The 18,624-nt window shown below is 63.6% G+C and carries 13 protein-coding genes; 6 read left to right on the top strand and 7 right to left on the bottom strand.

Annotation, left to right across the window (positions count from 1 at the left end; genetic code table 11):
• Together ACKOED_RS08810 and ACKOED_RS08805 are read left to right on the top strand one after the other, a co-directional pair.
• Nucleotides 1-478 (top strand): aldehyde dehydrogenase family protein (locus ACKOED_RS08810; protein WP_408916226.1); only part of this gene is annotated, 478 nt, incomplete at its 5' end.
• Nucleotides 478-1,095, top strand: a complete 618-nt coding sequence (locus ACKOED_RS08805; protein ID WP_408916225.1) for a GNAT family N-acetyltransferase — start codon at nt 478-480, stop codon at nt 1,093-1,095. The genes ACKOED_RS08810 and ACKOED_RS08805, both read left to right, overlap by 1 nt.
• Before the next feature lie 510 nt (nt 1,096-1,605).
• On the opposite strand, the gene ACKOED_RS08800 is transcribed toward ACKOED_RS08805, so the two are convergent.
• The 4 genes from ACKOED_RS08800 to cobT form a co-directional block, all read right to left on the bottom strand.
• Nucleotides 1,606-2,247, bottom strand: a complete 642-nt coding sequence (locus ACKOED_RS08800; RefSeq protein ID WP_408916224.1) for a hypothetical protein — start codon at nt 2,245-2,247, stop codon at nt 1,606-1,608.
• A gap of 87 nt (nt 2,248-2,334) precedes the next feature.
• Nucleotides 2,335-3,444 carry an iron-sulfur cluster carrier protein ApbC gene (apbC, locus tag ACKOED_RS08795; protein WP_408916223.1) on the bottom strand — a complete coding sequence of 370 codons (1,110 nt, stop codon included), beginning with the start codon at nt 3,442-3,444 and terminating at the stop codon, nt 2,335-2,337.
• A gap of 51 nt (nt 3,445-3,495) precedes the next feature.
• The gene (locus tag ACKOED_RS08790; protein WP_408916222.1) at nt 3,496-4,119 is read right to left on the bottom strand and encodes a uracil-DNA glycosylase family protein; all 624 of its coding nucleotides are present in this window, start codon (nt 4,117-4,119) and stop codon (nt 3,496-3,498) included.
• Nucleotides 4,112-5,137, bottom strand: coding sequence for a nicotinate-nucleotide--dimethylbenzimidazole phosphoribosyltransferase (gene cobT / locus ACKOED_RS08785; RefSeq protein ID WP_408916221.1), 1,026 nt, complete (start codon nt 5,135-5,137; stop codon nt 4,112-4,114). The genes ACKOED_RS08790 and cobT overlap by 8 nt, the downstream gene beginning before the upstream one ends.
• A gap of 62 nt (nt 5,138-5,199) precedes the next feature.
• Between cobT and ACKOED_RS08780 the strand changes: the two genes are divergently transcribed.
• Genes ACKOED_RS08780 through ACKOED_RS08770 form a run of 3 tightly spaced genes read left to right on the top strand, consistent with a single transcriptional unit; the run spans nt 5,200 to nt 6,764 of the window.
• Nucleotides 5,200-6,018 (top strand): adenosylcobinamide-GDP ribazoletransferase, encoded by an 819-nt coding sequence (locus ACKOED_RS08780; protein WP_408916220.1) that lies wholly within the window; start codon nt 5,200-5,202, stop codon nt 6,016-6,018.
• 29 nt (nt 6,019-6,047) lie between these two features.
• Nucleotides 6,048-6,485, top strand: coding sequence for a TIGR02281 family clan AA aspartic protease (locus ACKOED_RS08775; RefSeq protein WP_408916219.1), 438 nt, complete (start codon nt 6,048-6,050; stop codon nt 6,483-6,485).
• A gap of 33 nt (nt 6,486-6,518) precedes the next feature.
• Entirely contained in the window at nt 6,519-6,764 is a 246-nt protein-coding gene (locus ACKOED_RS08770) for a DUF1289 domain-containing protein (protein WP_408916218.1), read from the top strand.
• A 2-nt stretch (nt 6,765-6,766) separates the two neighbouring features.
• Here the strand turns inward: ACKOED_RS08770 and dusA are convergent, their stop codons facing one another.
• Complete coding sequence (gene dusA, locus ACKOED_RS08765) at nt 6,767-7,753, bottom strand: tRNA dihydrouridine(20/20a) synthase DusA (RefSeq protein WP_408916217.1); 987 nt, start codon at nt 7,751-7,753, stop codon at nt 6,767-6,769.
• Nucleotides 7,754-8,206: 453 nt separating this feature from the next.
• Here dusA and ACKOED_RS08760 point away from each other — a divergent pair, with 453 nt between their 5' ends.
• Complete coding sequence (locus tag ACKOED_RS08760; RefSeq protein ID WP_408916216.1) at nt 8,207-15,478, top strand: hypothetical protein; 7,272 nt, start codon at nt 8,207-8,209, stop codon at nt 15,476-15,478.
• A gap of 73 nt (nt 15,479-15,551) precedes the next feature.
• Here ACKOED_RS08760 and ACKOED_RS08755 read toward each other — a convergent pair whose 3' ends face one another.
• Nucleotides 15,552-16,259 (bottom strand): alpha/beta fold hydrolase, encoded by a 708-nt coding sequence (locus ACKOED_RS08755; RefSeq protein ID WP_408916215.1) that lies wholly within the window; start codon nt 16,257-16,259, stop codon nt 15,552-15,554.
• A 30-nt stretch (nt 16,260-16,289) separates the two neighbouring features.
• Nucleotides 16,290-18,452 (bottom strand): polyribonucleotide nucleotidyltransferase, encoded by a 2,163-nt coding sequence (gene pnp / locus ACKOED_RS08750; RefSeq protein WP_408916214.1) that lies wholly within the window; start codon nt 18,450-18,452, stop codon nt 16,290-16,292.
• Nucleotides 18,453-18,624: the final 172 nt, after the last annotated feature.

Here is an 18,624-nt window from a genome sequence, read left to right as displayed (position 1 = left end):
CGTGAAGGAAGGGGCGAAGCTCGTCGTCGATGGGCGCGGCCTGAAGCTCCAGGGTTACGAGAACGGCTACTTCATGGGCGGCTGCTTGTTCGACCAGGTGAAGCCGGACATGAAGATCTACAAGGAAGAGATTTTCGGGCCGGTGCTCTCGGTGGTGCGCGCCAAGAGCTATGACGAGGGCCTCGCCCTGGTGAACGACCATGAATATGGCAACGGCACCGCGATCTTCACCCGTGACGGCGACACGGCGCGCGATTTCGCCTCGCGCTGTCAGATCGGCATGGTGGGCATCAACGTGCCGATTCCGGTGCCGCTCGCCTATCACACTTTCGGTGGCTGGAAGCGCTCGGTATTCGGCGATCTCAACCAGCATGGGCCCGACTCGGTGAGGTTCTACACCAAGACCAAGACGGTGACGGCGCGCTGGCCATCGGGCATCAAGGAGGGTGCGCAGTTCTCGATTCCGACGATGCGCTGATGGCCGGGCCACCGCTGGACATCGGCTATCACACCCTGCCGCCCGGCTGCCTCGCCAATGTGGTCACCTGCCTTGAGATGACCGAACGGCCGCCGCCGCGGCCAGCACCCGCCGCGGACGGCCTGTCGCTCGCGCGCATGGGCGCCGCCGATACCGCGCGATACCGTGCGCTGTTCGGCCGCATCGGGCAGGACATCATGTGGTTCTCGCGCCTGATCATACCGGATCAAGCGTTGGCCGCCATCATCGGCGATCCAAAAGTGCACAGCCTCGCGCTGGTCCGGAACGGCGCGGACATCGGGCTTCTCGAAATCGATTTCCGCATTGCCGGTGAATGCGAATTGTCGTTCTTTGGGCTGGTGCCCGCTGCCGTCGGCTCCGGGCTCGGCCGCTTCCTGATGAACGAGGCCCTGGCGCGGGCCTGGAGCCAGCCGATCTCCCGCTTCTGGGTCCATACCTGCAGTTTCGATCATCCGGCTGCGCTGGGCTTCTACCAGCGCTCCGGCTTCCGGCCCTACCGGGTTATGGTGGAAGTCCACCAGGACCCGCGCCTCACCGGACACCTGCCCAGGCATGCCAGCCCGGCAGCCCCTTTGATTGAAGGCCATGCTGTTTGAGAACTGTCTGAAACACCATCTCCGGCTGCGCAGGCAAGGCAGATCATGCCGGGGCTTGTGCCAGCGAACTCTGTCAATCCGCGAAGGAGCGGCGGTGACGGCAGCCGGTAAAAAGTCTTCAGGCCCATGACGTCTCTTGTGAACATCGGAAGAAGCCGAAGGCCAGGCGCGCACCGCCGAGGCCGAAGGCTACCCGCAGCTGGCGCGCAGTTTCCGCCGGGCAGCGGAAGCCGATCGCGACAAGGGTCTGCTCAAGCCGGAGGATGGCGCCTGGAGGTGACTTTTCAATAACGGATTGATGAGGCGGTTCGTGCAACCACGCATTACCTTGGAAGAGCCACCGTTGAACATGCACAAGAATGCCCTGTTGAGACCGGCAGCCCGCTTTTCCCCATGCTCATGGCCGCAAACCGGTCTTTCTGCTGCCGCGCTGCTCAATCAGCTCGATTCCTGCCTCAGAAATCATCCTTCAATGTCAACTCAAACGGTTATCACGCTCTCCGAGAAAGCTCAGACCTTGGCGGCTTCCACGGCGTCGAAGTATTCGTCTAGATGCTCGAGGTTTTCGAAGCGCATCCAGCCTTCATCGGTCTCGGCTTCGACGGTTCCATCCGAGAGAATGCGCGCCGGGCGGCGGCGGATTATCCGCTCCTCAAGCACATAGAGCTGGCTTTCTTCGGCAGCCTCCTCGACGACGGTCTTGACCACGGCGGCCGCCTCGGGCTCCGCTGGCAGGGCCGCGGCGGTGACCTGAGCGGTTTCGGATTTCCTGGGCTCGAAGGCCTGTTCGATTTCCTGACGGGCCTTTTCCAGTACCTCGATGGTCTCGCGGGTCGGCTTCGACACTTCCTCGGTCACCGAAGCGGCGGCTACGGCCGCAGCCGGCTTGGCCGCGCGCGGATCGAACTCGGGAATGGCGGCGGGTGCCGCCGCCGTGGCCTCGACAACCCGCACGGACGACACCTCCGGGCGCCGCCGCAGCTCCTCAATCACGCTGCCGAGCCCCAGCGCCACTACCCCGCCCACAAGCAGAACGGCCGCCGTCTCGAGCGACAAACCGGCGACCGGCGCCAGCGCCGCCATCACGATCGCGCCCACCGCAACGCCAGCGGCAATCAGCAGGATACCGGCGATCCACATCAGTTTAGACATCACAGCCTCCCCCGGACGGCCGTCGCCGTCCTGCTTGATCTCTCCTCATTCAATCCTACCAATACCAGCCCCCGGCGGACACACAAACTAATGGTTTTCCATAACTATCCGGGGGGCCGGCCGGGCCAGCTGGCCACCGTCCAGCGCCGCCCAGACCTGGCGGGCCACATCGCGGTAGATGGCCGTGTGCAGGCTCTCGGGCTGGCTCGCCACCACCGGTTCGCCGGCATCGGAGCGCAGCCGCAGCTCCTTGTCGAGCGGTACCTCGCCCAGGCAGGGAACGCCGATGCGGGCGGCCTCCTCGCGGGCGCCGCCATGGCCGAAAATCTCATGCCGCTCGCCGCAGCGCGAACATACGAAATAGCTCATGTTTTCCAGAATGCCGATCACCGGCACATTCACCTTGCGGAACATGTTGATGCCCTTGCGGGCATCGATCAGCGCCAGGTCCTGCGGGGTGGAGACGATGACCGCACCCGACAGCGGCGTCTGCTGGGCAAGCGTCAGCTGCACGTCGCCGGTGCCCGGCGGCATGTCGATCACCATGACATCGGCCGGGCTCCAGGCGGTTTCGCGCAACAGCTGGGTCAGCGCCGACATCACCATGGGCCCGCGCCAGATCATCGGCGTGTCCTCCGGAACGAGAAAGCCGATCGACATCACCTCGACGCCGTGGCGGGACATGGGCTTCATCTTCTTGCCGGGCTCGCTCGAGGCCTCGGGCTTGCCGTTGAGGCCGAACAGCTTGGGGATCGACGGTCCATAGACGTCAGCATCCAGCACCGCCACCCTGAGCCCCAGGGAGTGCAGCGCCAGCGCGAGGTTGACCGCGGTCGTGGACTTGCCCACCCCGCCCTTGCCGGAAGCCACTGCGACGAGGTGCCGGATGCCGGGAATGCCGGAACCCCGCTGGCCAGCGGCGGGCTGGCCTTCGGACTTGGCCGGGGCGCGCTCGGCGGTGAGCGCCACCACCGCCTTGCTGACGCCGGGAATGCCCAGCACCGCCTTTTCCACCGCGCCCCGCAGCATTTCCATGGCCCGCATGTGCTGGGGCGAGGCGGTCAGCGCGAACATCACCGTGCCGCCTTCGATGGCGATATCGGACACCAGCCCGGCCGACACCACATTGCCACGCCCGTCAGGCGCGGCGATGCGCTTCAAAACGGCGAGGACGGCTTCCTGGGTGACGCTGGCCATGTTGCAAGAATTCCTTGTTTTGCCGCTATTTAGACTTTGAGATGCCGGGCTTCAAGCGGGCGTCTTCAGGGCCGCCCTCACCCGCCTCTGGAGTGCGGGCAGGGTTTCGGCGGCAAACCACGGGTTGCGGTTGAGCCAGCCGCTGTTGCGCCAGGAGGGATGCGGCAAGGCGATCACGGCGGGGCTGAGCGCGAGGCCGACGCGCCAGTTGCGCACCGCGGCATCAACCGAGCCCGGATAGGCAGCACCCAGATGCCAGCGCATGGCATGGCTTCCGAGGCAGATGACGAGTTCGATGCCAGTCATCCGCGCCATCAGCTTTTCGCGCCAGGCCGGGGCGCATTCGGGGCGCGGCGGCAGATCGCCGCCCGCCGCGTCGAGGCCGGGAAAGCACAGGCCCATCGGAACGATTGAAAAACAACGGCTATCATAGAATTGCGCCGCGCCGACTCCCAGCCAGGCGCGCAGCCGCTCTCCCGACGGGTCGGTGAACGGGCGGCCCGAAGCATGAACCCGCACACCCGGGGCCTGCCCGGCAATCAGAATTGGCGCCCGCCAGCCTTCCTGAAACACCGGGCGCGGCGGGTGCGGCAGCGGCGTCTTCAAGGGATGGTCAACACAGATGCGGCAAGCGCGGACCTGCCGCGCCAGCTGTTCCGCCTGCCGGTCAGACATTCTTGGTGGCCACACCCGCGGACTGGAAAGTCGCCATGCCATTGTGGATGTCAGCCGCCGCCTTGACGATGCCCGCCGCCATCGCCGCGCCGGAGCCCTCGCCCAGCCGCATGCCGAGGTCCAGAACCGGCGTGAGGCCCAGTTCGGCGAGCAGCCGCCGGTGCGCCGGTTCGGCCGAGACATGCCCCGCCAGGCAATGATCCAGCGCATCCGGCCGCAGCGCCTTCAGCACCGCCGCGGCGGCGGTTGCGACATAACCGTCGATGATCACCGGAATGCGTTGCAGCCGCGCGGCCAGCACCGCACCCGTCATCGCGGCGATCTCGCGCCCGCCGAGGCGGCGCAGCACCTCCAGCGGATCGCCGAGATGGGGACGATGATGTTCGACGGCGCGGCGCACCGCATCGGCCTTGCGTTCAAGCGCCGCGCCCGCGACGCCGGTACCGGGCCCCACCCAATCTTCGGCCTCACCGCCGAACAGAGCGAGCGACAGGGCGGCGGCAACCGTCGTGTTGCCGATCCCCATCTCGCCGATGCACAGGATGTCGCAGGCTTCGGTGGCCTCCATGCCATAGGCCATGGTGGCGGCGCATTCGGCCTCCTCCAGCGCCGCATCAGATGTGATGTCACGGGTCGGCTTCTCGAGCGCCAGTTCGAACACCTTGAGGCCCAAACCGAAGCTCTTGCAGATCTGGTTCACCGCGGCGCCGTCGTTCTGGAAATTGGCCACCATCTGGCGGGTCACCTCCGGCGGATAGGCGCTGACGCCCTGCGCCACCACGCCGTGATTTCCGGCAAAGACCGCGACGACGACGCGCTCCGCGCTGGGCGGGTGGCGGCCCTGCCAGGCGCACAGCCATTCGGCCAGGCTCTCCAGCCTTCCAAGCGCGCCGGGCGGCTTTGTCAGTTGCGCTTCGCGGGCCCGGCAGGCGGCGGCGGCCTCAAGGTCGGGTCCCGGAAACTCCGTCAGGAGGCTGCGGATGTCGTCGAAGGGCAATCCGGATACGGCATTTGTCATTTGGCGCAAAGGCTCCTATCAGTTCCGCTTATTCACCACGGGATTCGGGTCTACCACAAACCATGAGCGACGGGTTCGAGCCTCGCAGCGTACACCGGGGGCGGTTTCGGCCATTCGCCTCGTTCCTGGTCTCGCTGCGATTCCTGACCAGGCTGCCCGCCCCCTTCCTCAAGACCGTCGATCCGCCGCGGCTGAAGGACGCCATGGAGATGTTCCCCGTGGTGGGCTTGATCGTCGGCGCCATCACGGCGGGCGCGCTCATACTCGGCGATGTTTTGGGCCTGCCCGCGCTTTTCTGCGCGCTCCTGGCGCTGGGCGCCGGCCTGCTGGTGACCGGCGCCTTCCATGAGGACGGGCTCGCCGATGTCGCCGACGGCTTCGGCGGCGGCGCCACCCATGACGAGCGCCTGGCAATCATGCGCGATAGCCGCATCGGCGCATTCGGCACGCTGGCGCTGGTGATCGTCATTCCGGCCCGCGCCGCGCTGCTGGCGGCGCTGCTGGCGCTGCCGCCGGCCGCCATCGTGGCGCTGCTGGCGGGCGCCGCCGCCTTCTCCCGGGCGCTGATGGTGGATCTTCTGTCCACCACCCGTCCGGCGCGCACCTCTGGCCTCTCGGTGCTCGCCGGTCAGCCGAGCCGCCGCACCGGCTTTGCCGCCATCGCCATCGGCGGCCTGGCGGCCGGCCTCGCCGCATCGGTCTATTTGTCCTGGGAAGTGGCCATATTGTCCCTGGTCGCCGCGTTGCTCGCGCTTGGCACGCTGCGCTCGCTCGCCATGCGCAAGATCGGCAGTCAGACCGGAGATGTCTGCGGCGCCGGACAGGTTCTGTCCGAGACCGCGATGCTGGCGGTTTTCGCCGCCGCGATATCCTTCTCCTGATCCCGTTCCGGTGCTAGACGGCTTCTGACATGCGCTTGCTGCTGACCTTCACGCTCTGTCTCGGGCTCGCCGCTGGCGCGGCGTCACGGGCGCATGCCAGCATGGCTGAAATCAAGGCCGCGCCGGGCGGGCATTTCATCACCACGGCCGAGATCAATGACAGCCCGGTGCGCGTCATGGTCGATACCGGCGCAACCATCGTGGCGTTGAGTTTCGAAGATGCCGAGCAGGCGGGGCTTGACCCCCGCGATCTCGTCTATGACCTGCCGGTGTCGACCGCCAACGGCATGGTCAATGCCGCCCGTGTCACCATCCGGCGGGTGGTGGTCGACGGCGTGCGGGTGGATGACGTGCCGGGCATGGTGCTGCCGGAGGGGGCGCTGAACGGCACGCTTCTCGGCATGAGCTTCTTGTCCAGACTGCAGAGCTTCAAGGTGCAGGATGGCGTGCTCTACCTTCGCAACTAGAAAGAGAACTGGCCAGCCGCTATTGAGATTGTCATGAACGCGATGAATCAGCCCGCCATTGAAACGCCCTGCGTCAAGATCTGCGTGGTCGATCCGGAGACCGGCTTCTGCATCGGCTGCGGCCGCACGCGGAACGAGATCGGCGCCTGGCTGGGCATGAGCCCGGAAACCCGCCGCGCGGTGATGGCCGAACTGCCGGAGCGGGTCACCACCCTCACCCTGCGCAAGAGCCGGCGCGGCGGCCGCCAGGGCCGGCTCCGCGCGCTTGGCCAGGATTGAGCCTATTCGGCGGCGATCCGCGCGGCCACCTCGCCCATCGCCTTGTCGAGCACGTCGAGCCCCGCCCCGGGCTTGACTCCATCCTCTGAAAGAACGCGCCGCCACCAGCGCCCGCCCGGCACGCCGTGAAACAGGCCCAGCATGTGCCGGGTGATGGCATGGAGCGGCACGCCCGCCGCCAGCTCCCGCGCCACATAGGGTTTCATCCGCGCCACAATGTCGGCGCGGCTCAGCGCTTCCGCCGGCGAACCGTAGAAACGGCTGTCCATCTCGCTCAACAGCCAGGGCGTCTGATAGGCGGCGCGGCCCAACATCACGCCATCGACATGCTGAAGATGGGTCGCGGCCTCATCGAGGCTGACGATGCCGCCGTTGATGACGATCTCAAGCTCCGGACGGCGCTGTTTCAGGCGGTAGACGCGGCCATGGTTGAGCGGCGGAATCTCGCGGTTCTCACGTGGCGACAGTCCCTTCAGCCAGGCTTTGCGGGCATGCACGATGAACACCGTGACGCCAGCCTCGCTGACGACATCGACAAAGCGGGCGAAATCCTCTTCCTCGTCCTGCTCGTCGATGCCGATCCGGCATTTCACCGTCACCGGCAGGCCCACCGCCTGGCGCATGGCGCCGAGACAATCGCGCACCAGCGCAGGTTCGGCCATCAGGCAGGCGCCGAAGCGCCCGGTCTGCACCCGGTCGGACGGGCAGCCGACATTGAGGTTGATCTCGGCGTAGCCGAAATCCTCGCCCCATTTCGCGGCCTCCGCCAGAAGTGCCGGGTCACTGCCGCCGATCTGCAGCGCCACCGGCTGTTCGGCGGGATCGAAGCCGAGGAGCCGCTGGCGGTCGCCATGGCGGATCGCCTGCGCCGTCACCATCTCGGTATAGAGCAACGCATGGCGCGTCAGCTGACGGTGGAACAACCGGCAATGCCGGTCGGTCCAGTCCATCATGGGGGCAACGCAGAAACGGCGGCTGGGCACGGTCATGGCGCACCCTCTAACGTATCCGCAGCGGCGGCGCATCCCGCAAGTTGCAAGATCCGCCAGGGCCGCGTCGCATGGATATTGACTACAACTCAAAGATGAGTTTCACCTTGCTGTCACTATTTCTATCTGAAATCGATTTGCATCGAGATTTCTTTCATGATACGCCATGAACCAAAGGTTTGCAGAACCAAGTCGCCGGGCGGTTACGCAGGGCGCTGCTGTTGGGGAAGGTGTAATTTGGTTCAGGGGCTGGGTGGTCGGCGAAAGACGGTAGCGAGGGTCTCCAGGGCGGGACGCGGCGCGTTGCTGGCTTCGGCAGCGGCGGGGGTCCTATTCTTGTCCGCAGCCAGCCCGGCGCAGGCCCAGGGCTGCACGACGGGTCCGATTGTGACCTGCTCCGGAGCGCTGTCCGGTCCTCTTGGGTTTGTTCATCCGTCGACCTCGGCCTTGTTCGTGAACCAGGTGTCTGGCGACATCGTGTTGTTCAAGAACCCGGATCCACTTCTTCGGGGACAACCTGTCGTGAGTCTGGTGAGTAATAACATTGCCGCCGGGCCAATCATTGTTGACGTGAACTTGACCAAGGCCAATCCGCAGGATGGGTTCTATTCGCTCAAGGTCAACGAACCCACGGCCGACTCCGGTACGATCGGCATCAAGGCGTACAGCAGCGTGGGCGACGCGGTAACGGTCATCAGCAGAGCTAATATTCAGGCGCCTTCTTTGGCGATCGATGCCAGAACTATGGGGGATGGCGATGTGCTGGTGAACAGCACCGGGGATTTGGACAACACGACGGCCAACCCCATTGGTTCCATGTACCAAGGCACAATTACCGCCCGGAGCACCACGGGCGCGGTGTCGGTGACCAACAACGGGATGATTACTTCCAACTACATCGGCATTTATGCGACGAGTGAAGGTTCAAAGCTCGTCAGCATCAACAACACCGGAGACTTGACTGTTTTCAACAGGGGCATCGATGCCCGGAACTACGGCACGGGCAACGTCGAAATCACCAGCACGGGAAACATCAGAACGACCAACACGACGCCGGACGCCTTTCAGCTGCCCGGCCTTATCGGGAAGCTCTGGCGCTCGCATGGCATTACGGCGGTGAGCGTATCGGGAACGATCAACGTCACCGCGAGCGGCACTATCTACTCTACCGTGTGGGACGGCATTTACGCGGTTAATGATTCTGGCGCGGTGACAATCACCAACAACGCCAACGTAACCAAAGCGTCCAGCGCCATTCTCGTGAGAACGAACGCCACGAAGCAATCCGTGACCGGCGCGACGACGGTGACTAATAACGGCACGATCACCAACTCCTTTTTCGGCATCAACATTGTCAACAAGGGCTCCGGCGCGGTGACGGTTACGAATAACGCCACCATCAGCACGACCGGCTGGGGAATTTTTGCCCAGAGCCTCGGCGGCCCGGTGACCGTAACGGTCAATTCCGGCGGCACCATCACCGCCTTCAACCCCCTGGGCAACACAGCGGACGGGGTGTTCGCCTCGGCGGCGGGCGACGTGAGGGTCGATGTTTTTAGCAACATCTCGGCCGCTAATGGAGCTGGCATAAATGCGCAAACATCCGGGTCCAGCCAGGCCGATGTTACGGTCATCGGCAACATCACAGCCGGCAGTCACGCCGTTTCTGCGACCGGCGGGTCCGGCAACGTCACGGTTAGCGCCACCGGTGTTATGAACGGCGGATTTGCCGGAATTAATGCAGCAGGCAATGGCGCCGTCAGCGTGACCTCGGCCGGCAGTGTAACTGGTGACCAACTCGGCATCTTCGCCCGGGGCGGCAGCAGCGTTTCGGTTGTGAACACGGCGAACATCGCCGCCACAACCACAATCGGTTTCTTTTACGGCGGCCACGGCATCCGTGCCGAAGCTACCTCTGGTTTCATCACCATCAATTCGCAGGGCTCTATAAGTTCGGCCATCGGGTACGGCATATACGCCAAGAGCAACGGCAATGGGGTGCAGATTACAAACACCGGGCTTATCAGCGGGGGAGGAGGCATAAGTGCCATTGCCGGTGGCACCGGTGCGATCAACATTCTTCAGACAGGCATTATCTCCGGTGATGCCGGCATTAGCGCTTATGGAAGAGACGGCAAAGTCGACGTCAGCTCCGTGGGGGACATCACTGCTCAGACGGGGGCCGGCGTAGCTGTCCGGAACAAAGCCAGTGACGGAGGCCAGGCGGGCGACGTCGAAGTTTCGTCAGGTTCGAACGTGACCGCTAAGCTGGCTGCTATTGCGGCTAGCAGCGAGAAATCGGATAACTCAACAGGCAAGTCCGGGAAGGTGACCGTAAACCTGACGGGTAACATCGAGTCGACCAGTCAAGACGCGATCAACGCTAAAGGCGGCCTAAAAGGCGTCTCGGTAACGACCGCTGGCGTCATCAAGGGTTTTGCAGACGGTATCGACGTCCTGGCTTTATATGGCGGAAAGGCGATGATTAGCGCCACTGGCGGAAGCGTTACGGCCAGCAAGTATGACGGCATCCGCGGTGTGGGCGGAGAGGTCTCGATCACCAGCGCCGCGAACGTCACCACCAACGGCGCATACCAGAGTCTCCGGGCGGCCATCTTCGCCTCAAGCGATTTAGCCGGCGGACTGGTTGTCGTCAATTCTTCCGGCAACGTGACCGCGACCAACAATCGCGGAATCTTCGCCCGGTCGAGGGATACTGGAGCTGGCGGTGTGGTATCCGTCGTCAGCAACGGTGTCGTGCAAGCCAGCCGGCAAGGTATTTTTGCCTATACAAGCAGCAGCTCCGGCACGGTGAGCGTGAGCACCATGACAGGCAGCGTGACCTCGATGAACAGCTCCGCCATCAGAGCCTATAGCAAAGGCGCGACCAGTGGAACGGGCAATGTCACGGTCACCAACAGGGTGAACCTCGTCGCCGGTATCGGCAGCGATACCTCTGCCGCTGTTATTGATGCGTCCTCCACAACTGGCTCAGGCGAGGTGAAGGTCGACAGCATTGGCAATATCACGGGGGGCTCCGGTACCGTCAACAGTTCGGCGCGGGGGATCCAGATCACATCGGGCGGCCTGGCAACATTGACGAGTGTTGGCACGATATCCAGCGACGGGACGAGCGTGGCGATTGATGGCGGCAGCAACGTATCTGCTACCCTTACTGGCAGCGTGACCGCGCTTCGCGAAATAGCCATCAGCGTCATTTCTCAAAACGGGTCGGCTCTGGTCACGGGCTCGGCAACCGTAACTAGCACCCTTTCCAATGGCGTGTATGTGAGGGCGTCTGGCGCGGCCACATTCAACATGACCGGCGATGTTACAGCCGCCAATGACGGTGTCGAAGTGCGGAGCGGCAGCGGCACAGCAACCGTGACGCCTGGCGGCACCATCACGGCGTCGGGAGTTAGCAGTAACAAGGGCATCGCAATCCGGGCCCGCAGTTCCGGAAGCGGCACGGTTAGCGTGACCTCGGCCAACACCCTCAACGCGAAGCTGTTTGGAATTATTACGGACGCTCAAAACGGCACGACAGACATCTCAGTAACTGGCCAGATCAGAGGCCAGACCGGTGGGTCATCTCTTGTTTCCTACGGAATCCAAGCCAACGTAACTGGCAGCGGCGTCGTCAATCTGACAACCAGCAGCGACATCAGTGCAACGAACCGCCCTATCTATGCCTCGATTTCGTCCGGCGCCGCGAATATCACGACAAACGGAAAGGTTACTTCCGTTTTCGATACCTCCGGAACCACCGATCACGCCATTGGCGTCCGTTCGTCGAATGGGGGATCAATCACCATCACTGCCTCCGGAGACGTCACGTCAGCCGACGGCATGGGCATCTACGCCAAGGTAAAGCAAGGGTCGGGAGCGGTCACCATTACCGCCAACGCCCAGGTAACCGGCACCACCCGTGGCGTGTACGGTTATGTCAGGAATGGCAACCTGGCGGTGACTACCCATCAGGCGGTCACCGCAACGGCTGCAACTTCACAGGGCATTTATGGCTACGCTGAGGGGACGGGCAACGTCACTATTACAGCCCTTGGCGCCATCAACGCCAACAGCATCGGTATCCGGGCCGTATCCAATACTGGCAACATAATTGTTTCCACCAATGGCGGGTTCAAGGGTGCGCTGGGCGGGACGACCAAAGTTTCACAGGGCATCTTTGCCCGGTCGTGGAGCGGCGGTACCGTCACGGTGAACGTCAGCGGAAGCCTGGACACTGTGCAGGAGGCTGTCTTCGCGCGGGGGTGGAGTGCGACCGGCACTGTCTCGGTGGACATGCAGGGTGATGCCGTTTCGGCCAGCAACTCCGCGATTGTTGTGGAGGGCAACGCCAACCTCAGCGTTAAGGTGGCCGGGCTTACGACGGGCGCGAGTAAGTTCGCTGGCGTCGAGTTTGGCGATGGCGGCACCACGAATGTCGGCGGCGTGAACAACACCCTGCAGATCATGGGCACGGCGCATGTCAGAAATGCGGGCAACACTGCAACCGTTCTCAACCAGCTTGCCATCTGGGGCCGTCAGGGCAACGACGCCGTAACAAATTTTGGCCTGGTGACCGGCAGTGTCAATCTTGGCACTGGTACCGACAGTTTCTTGAATGAGACGAGTGGAACCTTCCTGACCGGCGATACAGTGAACCTCGGCGCCGGCGAGGTCCTCACGAATAAGGGTAACCTGAATGTAGGTGGAACAAGCCATCTCTTCACAACCAACCTGACCGGCGATGTTAATCAAAGTAGCGGCGTCTTCCTGGTTGATTTCAAGCCGGATGATGCCGCATCGAATCGCGCGTCAGATGTTCTCGTCCTGTCCGGAAGCGCTAATCTTTCGGGAATGGTGAGGGCCAGCCAGTGGACTGCTACGCAGGTCAACGTCGAACAGGACTTCGTTATCCTGCAAAGCACTGGCGGCACTGTTACCATTGGCAGCCTTGGGCTTCAACTCGACAACAGTAACGTGGCGCCCAACATCACGGCGTCTCTTGTTGTGGTCGATACCAACAAGCTCGTACTCAGATTTACGATGAACAGTCCGCCGCCGCCGCCGCCAGTGGGCCGTTACTGGGATGGTGGAGTCGGCACTACACCGAATATCGGCACGGTCGATGGCGGTCAGGGCGTCTGGAATTCTAGCAATTTGAACTGGACGGTTGAGAACGGTTCGTCAAACAACGCGTGGCCTCAGTCCATGACCGCCATTTTTGCCGGCGAGCTCGGCGGAGGGGCGGTGACAGTCGAGGGAACGCAACTGTTCGGCGGCTTGGATTTCAGGAAGGATGGTTACGTGCTGGGGGGTGACGGTACCCTCATGATGCTCCCCGAAAGCTCGACGCCAACCAGTACGTCAATGTCGGTTGACGGCGGAATGACGGCAACCATCAATACGTTCATCACGGACGGCGCCAACAGCTACGGCATTGTCAAGAATGGCGCTGGACAGCTGATTCTCACCGGCAACAACGACTTTAACGGCGGTGTGCTGCTCAACCTGGGCACGCTCGGGGTTGGCAGCAACAACGCTCTGGGCACCGGCGCGCTGACCATGGAGAATAGCACTACGCTGCTGGCGGCGGCCGACAACCTGACCGTCGGCAATCTTATCGACGTCAATGACGCGGCGTTCCTCAACACCCAGACATTCACTATGACCCTGACCGGGCTGCTGGGTGATGGCGCTGGCACCCTGAACAAAACCGGGGCCGGCAAGCTTACTCTTGACACCACGACCAGCCTCGCCGGCCTCGACGTGCAGGGCGGCACGCTCGAGAATAAAGGCAGCGCTTGGGTGTCCAGCGCCATGGCCATGTCTGGTGCCAACACCAAGTTCCTGAACGCCGCCGGGGCCTGGCTCGCGGTAAACAGCGGCGCGGGCTCCCTGACGGGCGCCGCGGGCGCACAGAGCATCGACAACGCGGGCATCATGAACACTTCCGTGAACCTCGGCGCGGACGGCGATAGCTATATTCTGCGGGCCAGCGGCTCCCAATGGGGTGCGGTGGCCGGAGAAACCGGCGCCGACTTCCTCCAAATTGAAACTGACAGCGGGGCACAGCGGAATATCGCCGCGGCCGCCTTCACCGGCTTCGAGACGATTGAGTTGAACCTCGAATCGGGTTCGACCGGCAAGTTCCTGCTTGGTGCGGCCAGTAATCCGGCTGTTGAGTCAACCCTGGACACCGGCGGCGGAACTGGTTCGTCACTCACCCTGAACCGTGGTGAGTTGAGCTTGCTGGCAGACAACTCTAGTGTGCGCGCGCTGGAAGTGAACATCTCGCATGATGCGCTGCTCTCCGGCATCGGCAAGATCTTCAATGGACCGGACGGGCTAACAGCCAATGCCGGAACCATCTCGCCCGGAGACTTTTCCATATTTAACGACGTTTCCGGCAGCGCTTCGATTGGAGAAATCAACCTTGAGGGCAATCTCTCTCAGGCTGCCAACGGCACCTTCCATGTCGACTTCAAGCCCTCTGCGTCGCCGGGCAACCGCGCCAACGATGCGCTGGTCCTGACAGGTAATGCCGTTCTCTCGGGCACGGTGGTCGCACAGCAATGGTCCGGTACTGTCGTTAACGCCGTACAATCGTTTGTCATTCTTGAAAGCACGGATGGCATTGTGACAAACAACGGGCTGACGCTGGAACTTGTCGATAGCGCGATCGCTCCAGGCTTCACCTATGCCTTGAACGTCGTCGACACCGACAAGCTGGTGCTGAGCTTCACCATGTCAGAAGAACCAAGTAAAGAGGTCAAGCGGACGGACCCCCCGATCGCTTTGGTGAAGGGCACGGCGAACAGCGTGCAGAGCTTCACCGAGGATCTGATCGGCTGCCCGCAGCGCGAGGGCGTCTATGCCTATATCGAGGAAGACCAGTGCGTGTGGGCCAACATCGGAAGCGGGCTCTCGGGCTGGAACCCGTCCGGCAAGAAGGGTGATGTTGATCAAACGACTTGGTGGCTGGCCGGCGGCGGCCAGGCCGCAGTCACTGAAAACATCCGGCTGGGCATGGCGGGGCGCTATGAGAACATCAGCCAGAACGTCGGTGGCAACGCGCACACGGACGGTGTGATTGGGCATTGGGGCGCGATGGCTGCCTATAACGGCGGCCCGCTGGTGCTGGCGTCGGGCCTGTCGGTGGGCAAGGGTTGGATGGACACCCGCCGCGAGATTTCCGTTGGTGGTTTCCAAGCCAAGTCCGAGGCGGATACCAGCGTCAGCTATGTGAGTGGCAAGATCAGGGGCGGCTATCTGTTCGACTTCGATGCGTGGTATCTGAAGCCGCTGGTTGACCTTGATGCCACCAGGCTGTGGTACGGTGGCGGAACGGAATCGATGGATAACGGAATGTCGATGTCGATCGGGTCCGACACGGAAAACCTGTTCTCCGTGTCGCCGCGGATGGAGGTCGGTGGGCAGTGGGAGACGGAGGAGGGCATGATCTTCCGGCCAATGCTGCAGCTAGGCGCCACCATCTACAGCGACTCGCAGTTCAGCCTTTCGTCGCAGTTCGTGGACACCCCAGAGGACGCCGAAGTCGTCATCACCAAGACCGAACGGGACCAGGTGACCTTCGACGTCTCGGCGGCGGTGGACGTGTTCAACGCCGAAGGCAACTCGCTGCGTATTTACTATGACGGCAGCTTCGGCGAGACCAGCTACAGCCACGCTGGCGGCCTGCGTCTGCGCATCGGTTTCTAGTCGGTCCTGCCGGCGAGCGGAGCCCCGCCTTTGAGGAGACAGAAACTCCGGATCAAGGGGTGGACGCGGCGTTTCATGCCCCTGCCGGGGCGAGGCCTGTGTCTTCCATCCAGTGGGAGATAGCAGCGGCGGTTTCCGCCGGATACTCGAGCGAGGGGAAATGCCCGCAATCGCCGAGTTCGACATAGCGGCCCCCGGCTATCGCGGCGGCCATCTTCCGGCCGTCGGCGGCAGGCGAGAACCTGTCATGGACGCCCCATAGCATTAGGGCCGGGCAGGCAATTTCCCCAAGTCTTGGCCTGAGATCCTGGCGCTGGGCCAGGGCATCGGATTGGCGGGTCATCACGCCTGGGCCAATCTTCTCGCACATGGCGATGAAGGCATGGCGCGCGGCGGGGCCGTTCGGCCCATCGGGATGGGCGATCATCTCCCCCATTTCAGCCACCACCTGCTTGGCCTCGCCGGCCCGCAGCCGTTCTGAGCGGCGCCATGCGGCGCGCCGATCGGCGGCTGGCCCGGGGCTCGCCCCGATCACCACCAGCCCATTGACGCGCTCCGGCGCGGCGAGCGCCGTTTCCAGCGCCACCCGGCCGCCGAACGATGTTCCGAGAATGACGAAACGCGAAGGCGCCTGGGCCAGCACCTGCGCCACGCACTGGCCAAAGGTCTCGCCCTCGGCAATGATAACCGAGGTCAACACATTTGCCGGCAGCAACGGCGCGATGCCGGCATAGAGGCCGTCATCGCAGCCGAAGGCGGGGATCATCACAAGATGTGTCATGCTCCCCTCCTTGCCCTTGTCAGTTGGCAATTACTCGCCTTGCGGCGCGTCCTCACCCGCAGAAGCCTCACCGGCGCCCTGCTTCTTGGACAGGTCCTCGCCGGTCGCCTGGTCAACCTGCTTCATCGACAGGCGCACCTTGCCGCGGTTGTCGAAGCCCAGGAGCTTCACCTTCACCATGTCGCCCTCGTTGACCACGTCGGTCACCTTGGCCACCCGCTTGGGCGCCAGTTCCGAGACATGGACCAGACCATCGCGCGAGCCAAAGAAGTTCACGAAAGCCCCGAAGTCGACGACCTTCACGACCTTGCCGTCATAGATCTCGCCCAGCTCGGGCTCCGACACGATCGACTTGATCCACTTCACGGCGGCGGCGATCGAGGTGCCGGAGGAGGAGGCGACTTTCACCGTGCCGTCGTCCTGGATGTCGATCTTGGCGCCGGTCTTCTCGACGATTTCGCGGATCACCTTGCCGCCGGTGCCGATCACTTCGCGGATCTTGTCGGTCGGGATCTTCATGGTCTCGATCCTCGGCGCGTGCTCGCCCAGCGAGGCGCGCGCACCCGTCAGCGCTTCCGCCATCCTGCCGAGGATGTGCAGGCGGCCGTCACGCGCCTGCCACAGCGCCACGCGCATGATTTCCTCGGTGATGCCGGTGATCTTGATGTCCATCTGCAGCGAGGTGATACCCTCGTCGGTTCCAGCCACCTTGAAGTCCATGTCGCCCAGATGATCCTCGTCGCCCAGGATGTCGGAGAGCACCGCATAGCGCTCGCCTTCCTTGATGAGGCCCATGGCGATGCCGGCGCAGGGCGCCTTGAGCGGCACGCCCGCGTCCATCAGCGACAGCGAGGAGCCGCACACCGTGGCCATCGAGGACGACCCGTTCGACTCGGTGATCTCGGAGACCACGCGGATCGTGTAAGGGAACTGGTCCTGAGCGGGCAGCAGCGGGTGAATGGCCCGCCAGGCCAGCTTGCCATGGCCGATCTCGCGGCGTCCGGTGGCGCCCATGCGGCCCGTCTCGCCCACCGAGAAGGGCGGGAAGTTGTAGTGGAGCATGAAGGTGCCCTTGGTGGTGCCGTCGAGCGAGTCGATGTACTGCTCGTCCTCGCCGGTGCCGAGCGTGGTGACCACCAGCGCCTGGGTCTCGCCGCGGGTGAACAGCGCCGAGCCATGGGTGCGCGGCAGCACGCTGGCTTCCGCGATGATCGGGCGCACCGTCTTGGTGTCGCGGCCGTCGATGCGCAGCCCGGTGTCGAGAATGCTGTTGCGCACCACATCCTTCTCGAGGTGCTTGAACACCTCGGAGATCTTGTTGGCGGGCGGAGCATTCGGCTTGTCCTCGCCGGTCAAGGCGGCCATCACCTTGTCCTTGGCCCTGGCCACGGCCTCGTGGCGCTCTTCCTTCTTGGGGATTGCATAGGCGGCGCGCACATCGGCCTCGGCGATGGCCTTGACCTGGTTGTAAAGCGCCTCGTCGTCGGGCGGGGTGAAGTCACGCGGGCTGCGGGCGGAACGCTCCGCAAGCCGGATGATCGCCTCGAGCACCGGCTGGAAGCCGCGGTGTCCGAACATGACCGCGCCCAGCATCACGTCTTCGGAAAGCTCATTGGCTTCCGATTCGACCATCAGCACCGCGTCCTGGGTGCCGGCGACCACGAGATCGAGCGCCGAAAGCTTCTGCTGTTCGATCGTCGGGTTCAGCACATATTCGCCGTTGATGTAGCCCACCCGCGCCGCGCCGACCGGGCCCATGAAGGGGATGCCGGAGAGCGTGAGCGCCGCGGATGAGGCGACCATGGCCAGGATGTCGGTGTCGTTCTCGAGGTCATAGGAGAGGACGGTGGCGATCACCTGCGTCTCGTTGCGGAAGCCCTCGACGAACAGCGGCCGGATCGGCCGGTCGATCAAGCGCGAGATCAGCGTCTCGCGTTCGGTGGGGCGGCCTTCGCGCTTGAAATAGCCGCCCGGGATCTTGCCGGCGGCATAGGTCTTTTCCTGGTAGTTGACGGTCAGCGGGAAAAAGTCGATCCCCGGCTTGGCTGACCGCTCGGCCACCGCGGTGGCCAGCACCGTGGTTTCGCCCAGCGAGGCGAATACCGCGCCATCGGCCTGGCGCGCCACGCGGCCGGTTTCGAGGCGCAGCGTCTGCCCGCCCCACTGGATTTCTTCGACGTCGATATTGAACATTTCGATTTTCCTTTTGCCCTTCGCCGCCGCTTGAAAACGCGTTCACCACCACTCTGGACGGCATCCCTTATGGGCGTGTTGCCCGTCCGGCCCCATTGCCGGACGCGCTCTGCCAGGGACGCGGGCGGCGTATCGGTGATCCGCCCGCTCGTACTTCCTGCCCGGACCCGCC

This window comes from Aestuariivirga sp. (genome assembly GCF_046093005.1).
GTDB lineage: Bacteria > Pseudomonadota > Alphaproteobacteria > Rhizobiales > Aestuariivirgaceae > Aestuariivirga.
This window is presented reverse-complemented; position numbering and strand designations above follow the sequence as displayed.

Excerpts from the sequence above, each read along its gene's own strand:
- cobT (WP_408916221.1), bottom strand. The coding sequence starts at position 5,137 with ATGACAAATGCCGTATCCGGATTGCCCTTCGACGACATCCGCAGCCTC.
- ACKOED_RS08780 (WP_408916220.1), top strand. The coding sequence starts at position 5,200 with ATGAGCGACGGGTTCGAGCCTCGCAGCGTACACCGGGGGCGGTTTCGG.
- pnp (WP_408916214.1), bottom strand. The coding sequence starts at position 18,452 with ATGTTCAATATCGACGTCGAAGAAATCCAGTGGGGCGGGCAGACGCTG.
- dusA (WP_408916217.1), bottom strand. The coding sequence starts at position 7,753 with ATGACCGTGCCCAGCCGCCGTTTCTGCGTTGCCCCCATGATGGACTGG.
- apbC (WP_408916223.1), bottom strand. The coding sequence starts at position 3,444 with ATGGCCAGCGTCACCCAGGAAGCCGTCCTCGCCGTTTTGAAGCGCATC.
- ACKOED_RS08790 (WP_408916222.1), bottom strand. The coding sequence starts at position 4,119 with ATGTCTGACCGGCAGGCGGAACAGCTGGCGCGGCAGGTCCGCGCTTGC.
- ACKOED_RS08775 (WP_408916219.1), top strand. The coding sequence starts at position 6,048 with ATGCGCTTGCTGCTGACCTTCACGCTCTGTCTCGGGCTCGCCGCTGGC.
- ACKOED_RS08805 (WP_408916225.1), top strand. The coding sequence starts at position 478 with ATGGCCGGGCCACCGCTGGACATCGGCTATCACACCCTGCCGCCCGGC.
- ACKOED_RS08800 (WP_408916224.1), bottom strand. The coding sequence starts at position 2,247 with ATGTCTAAACTGATGTGGATCGCCGGTATCCTGCTGATTGCCGCTGGC.
- ACKOED_RS08755 (WP_408916215.1), bottom strand. The coding sequence starts at position 16,259 with ATGACACATCTTGTGATGATCCCCGCCTTCGGCTGCGATGACGGCCTC.
- ACKOED_RS08770 (WP_408916218.1), top strand. The coding sequence starts at position 6,519 with ATGAACGCGATGAATCAGCCCGCCATTGAAACGCCCTGCGTCAAGATC.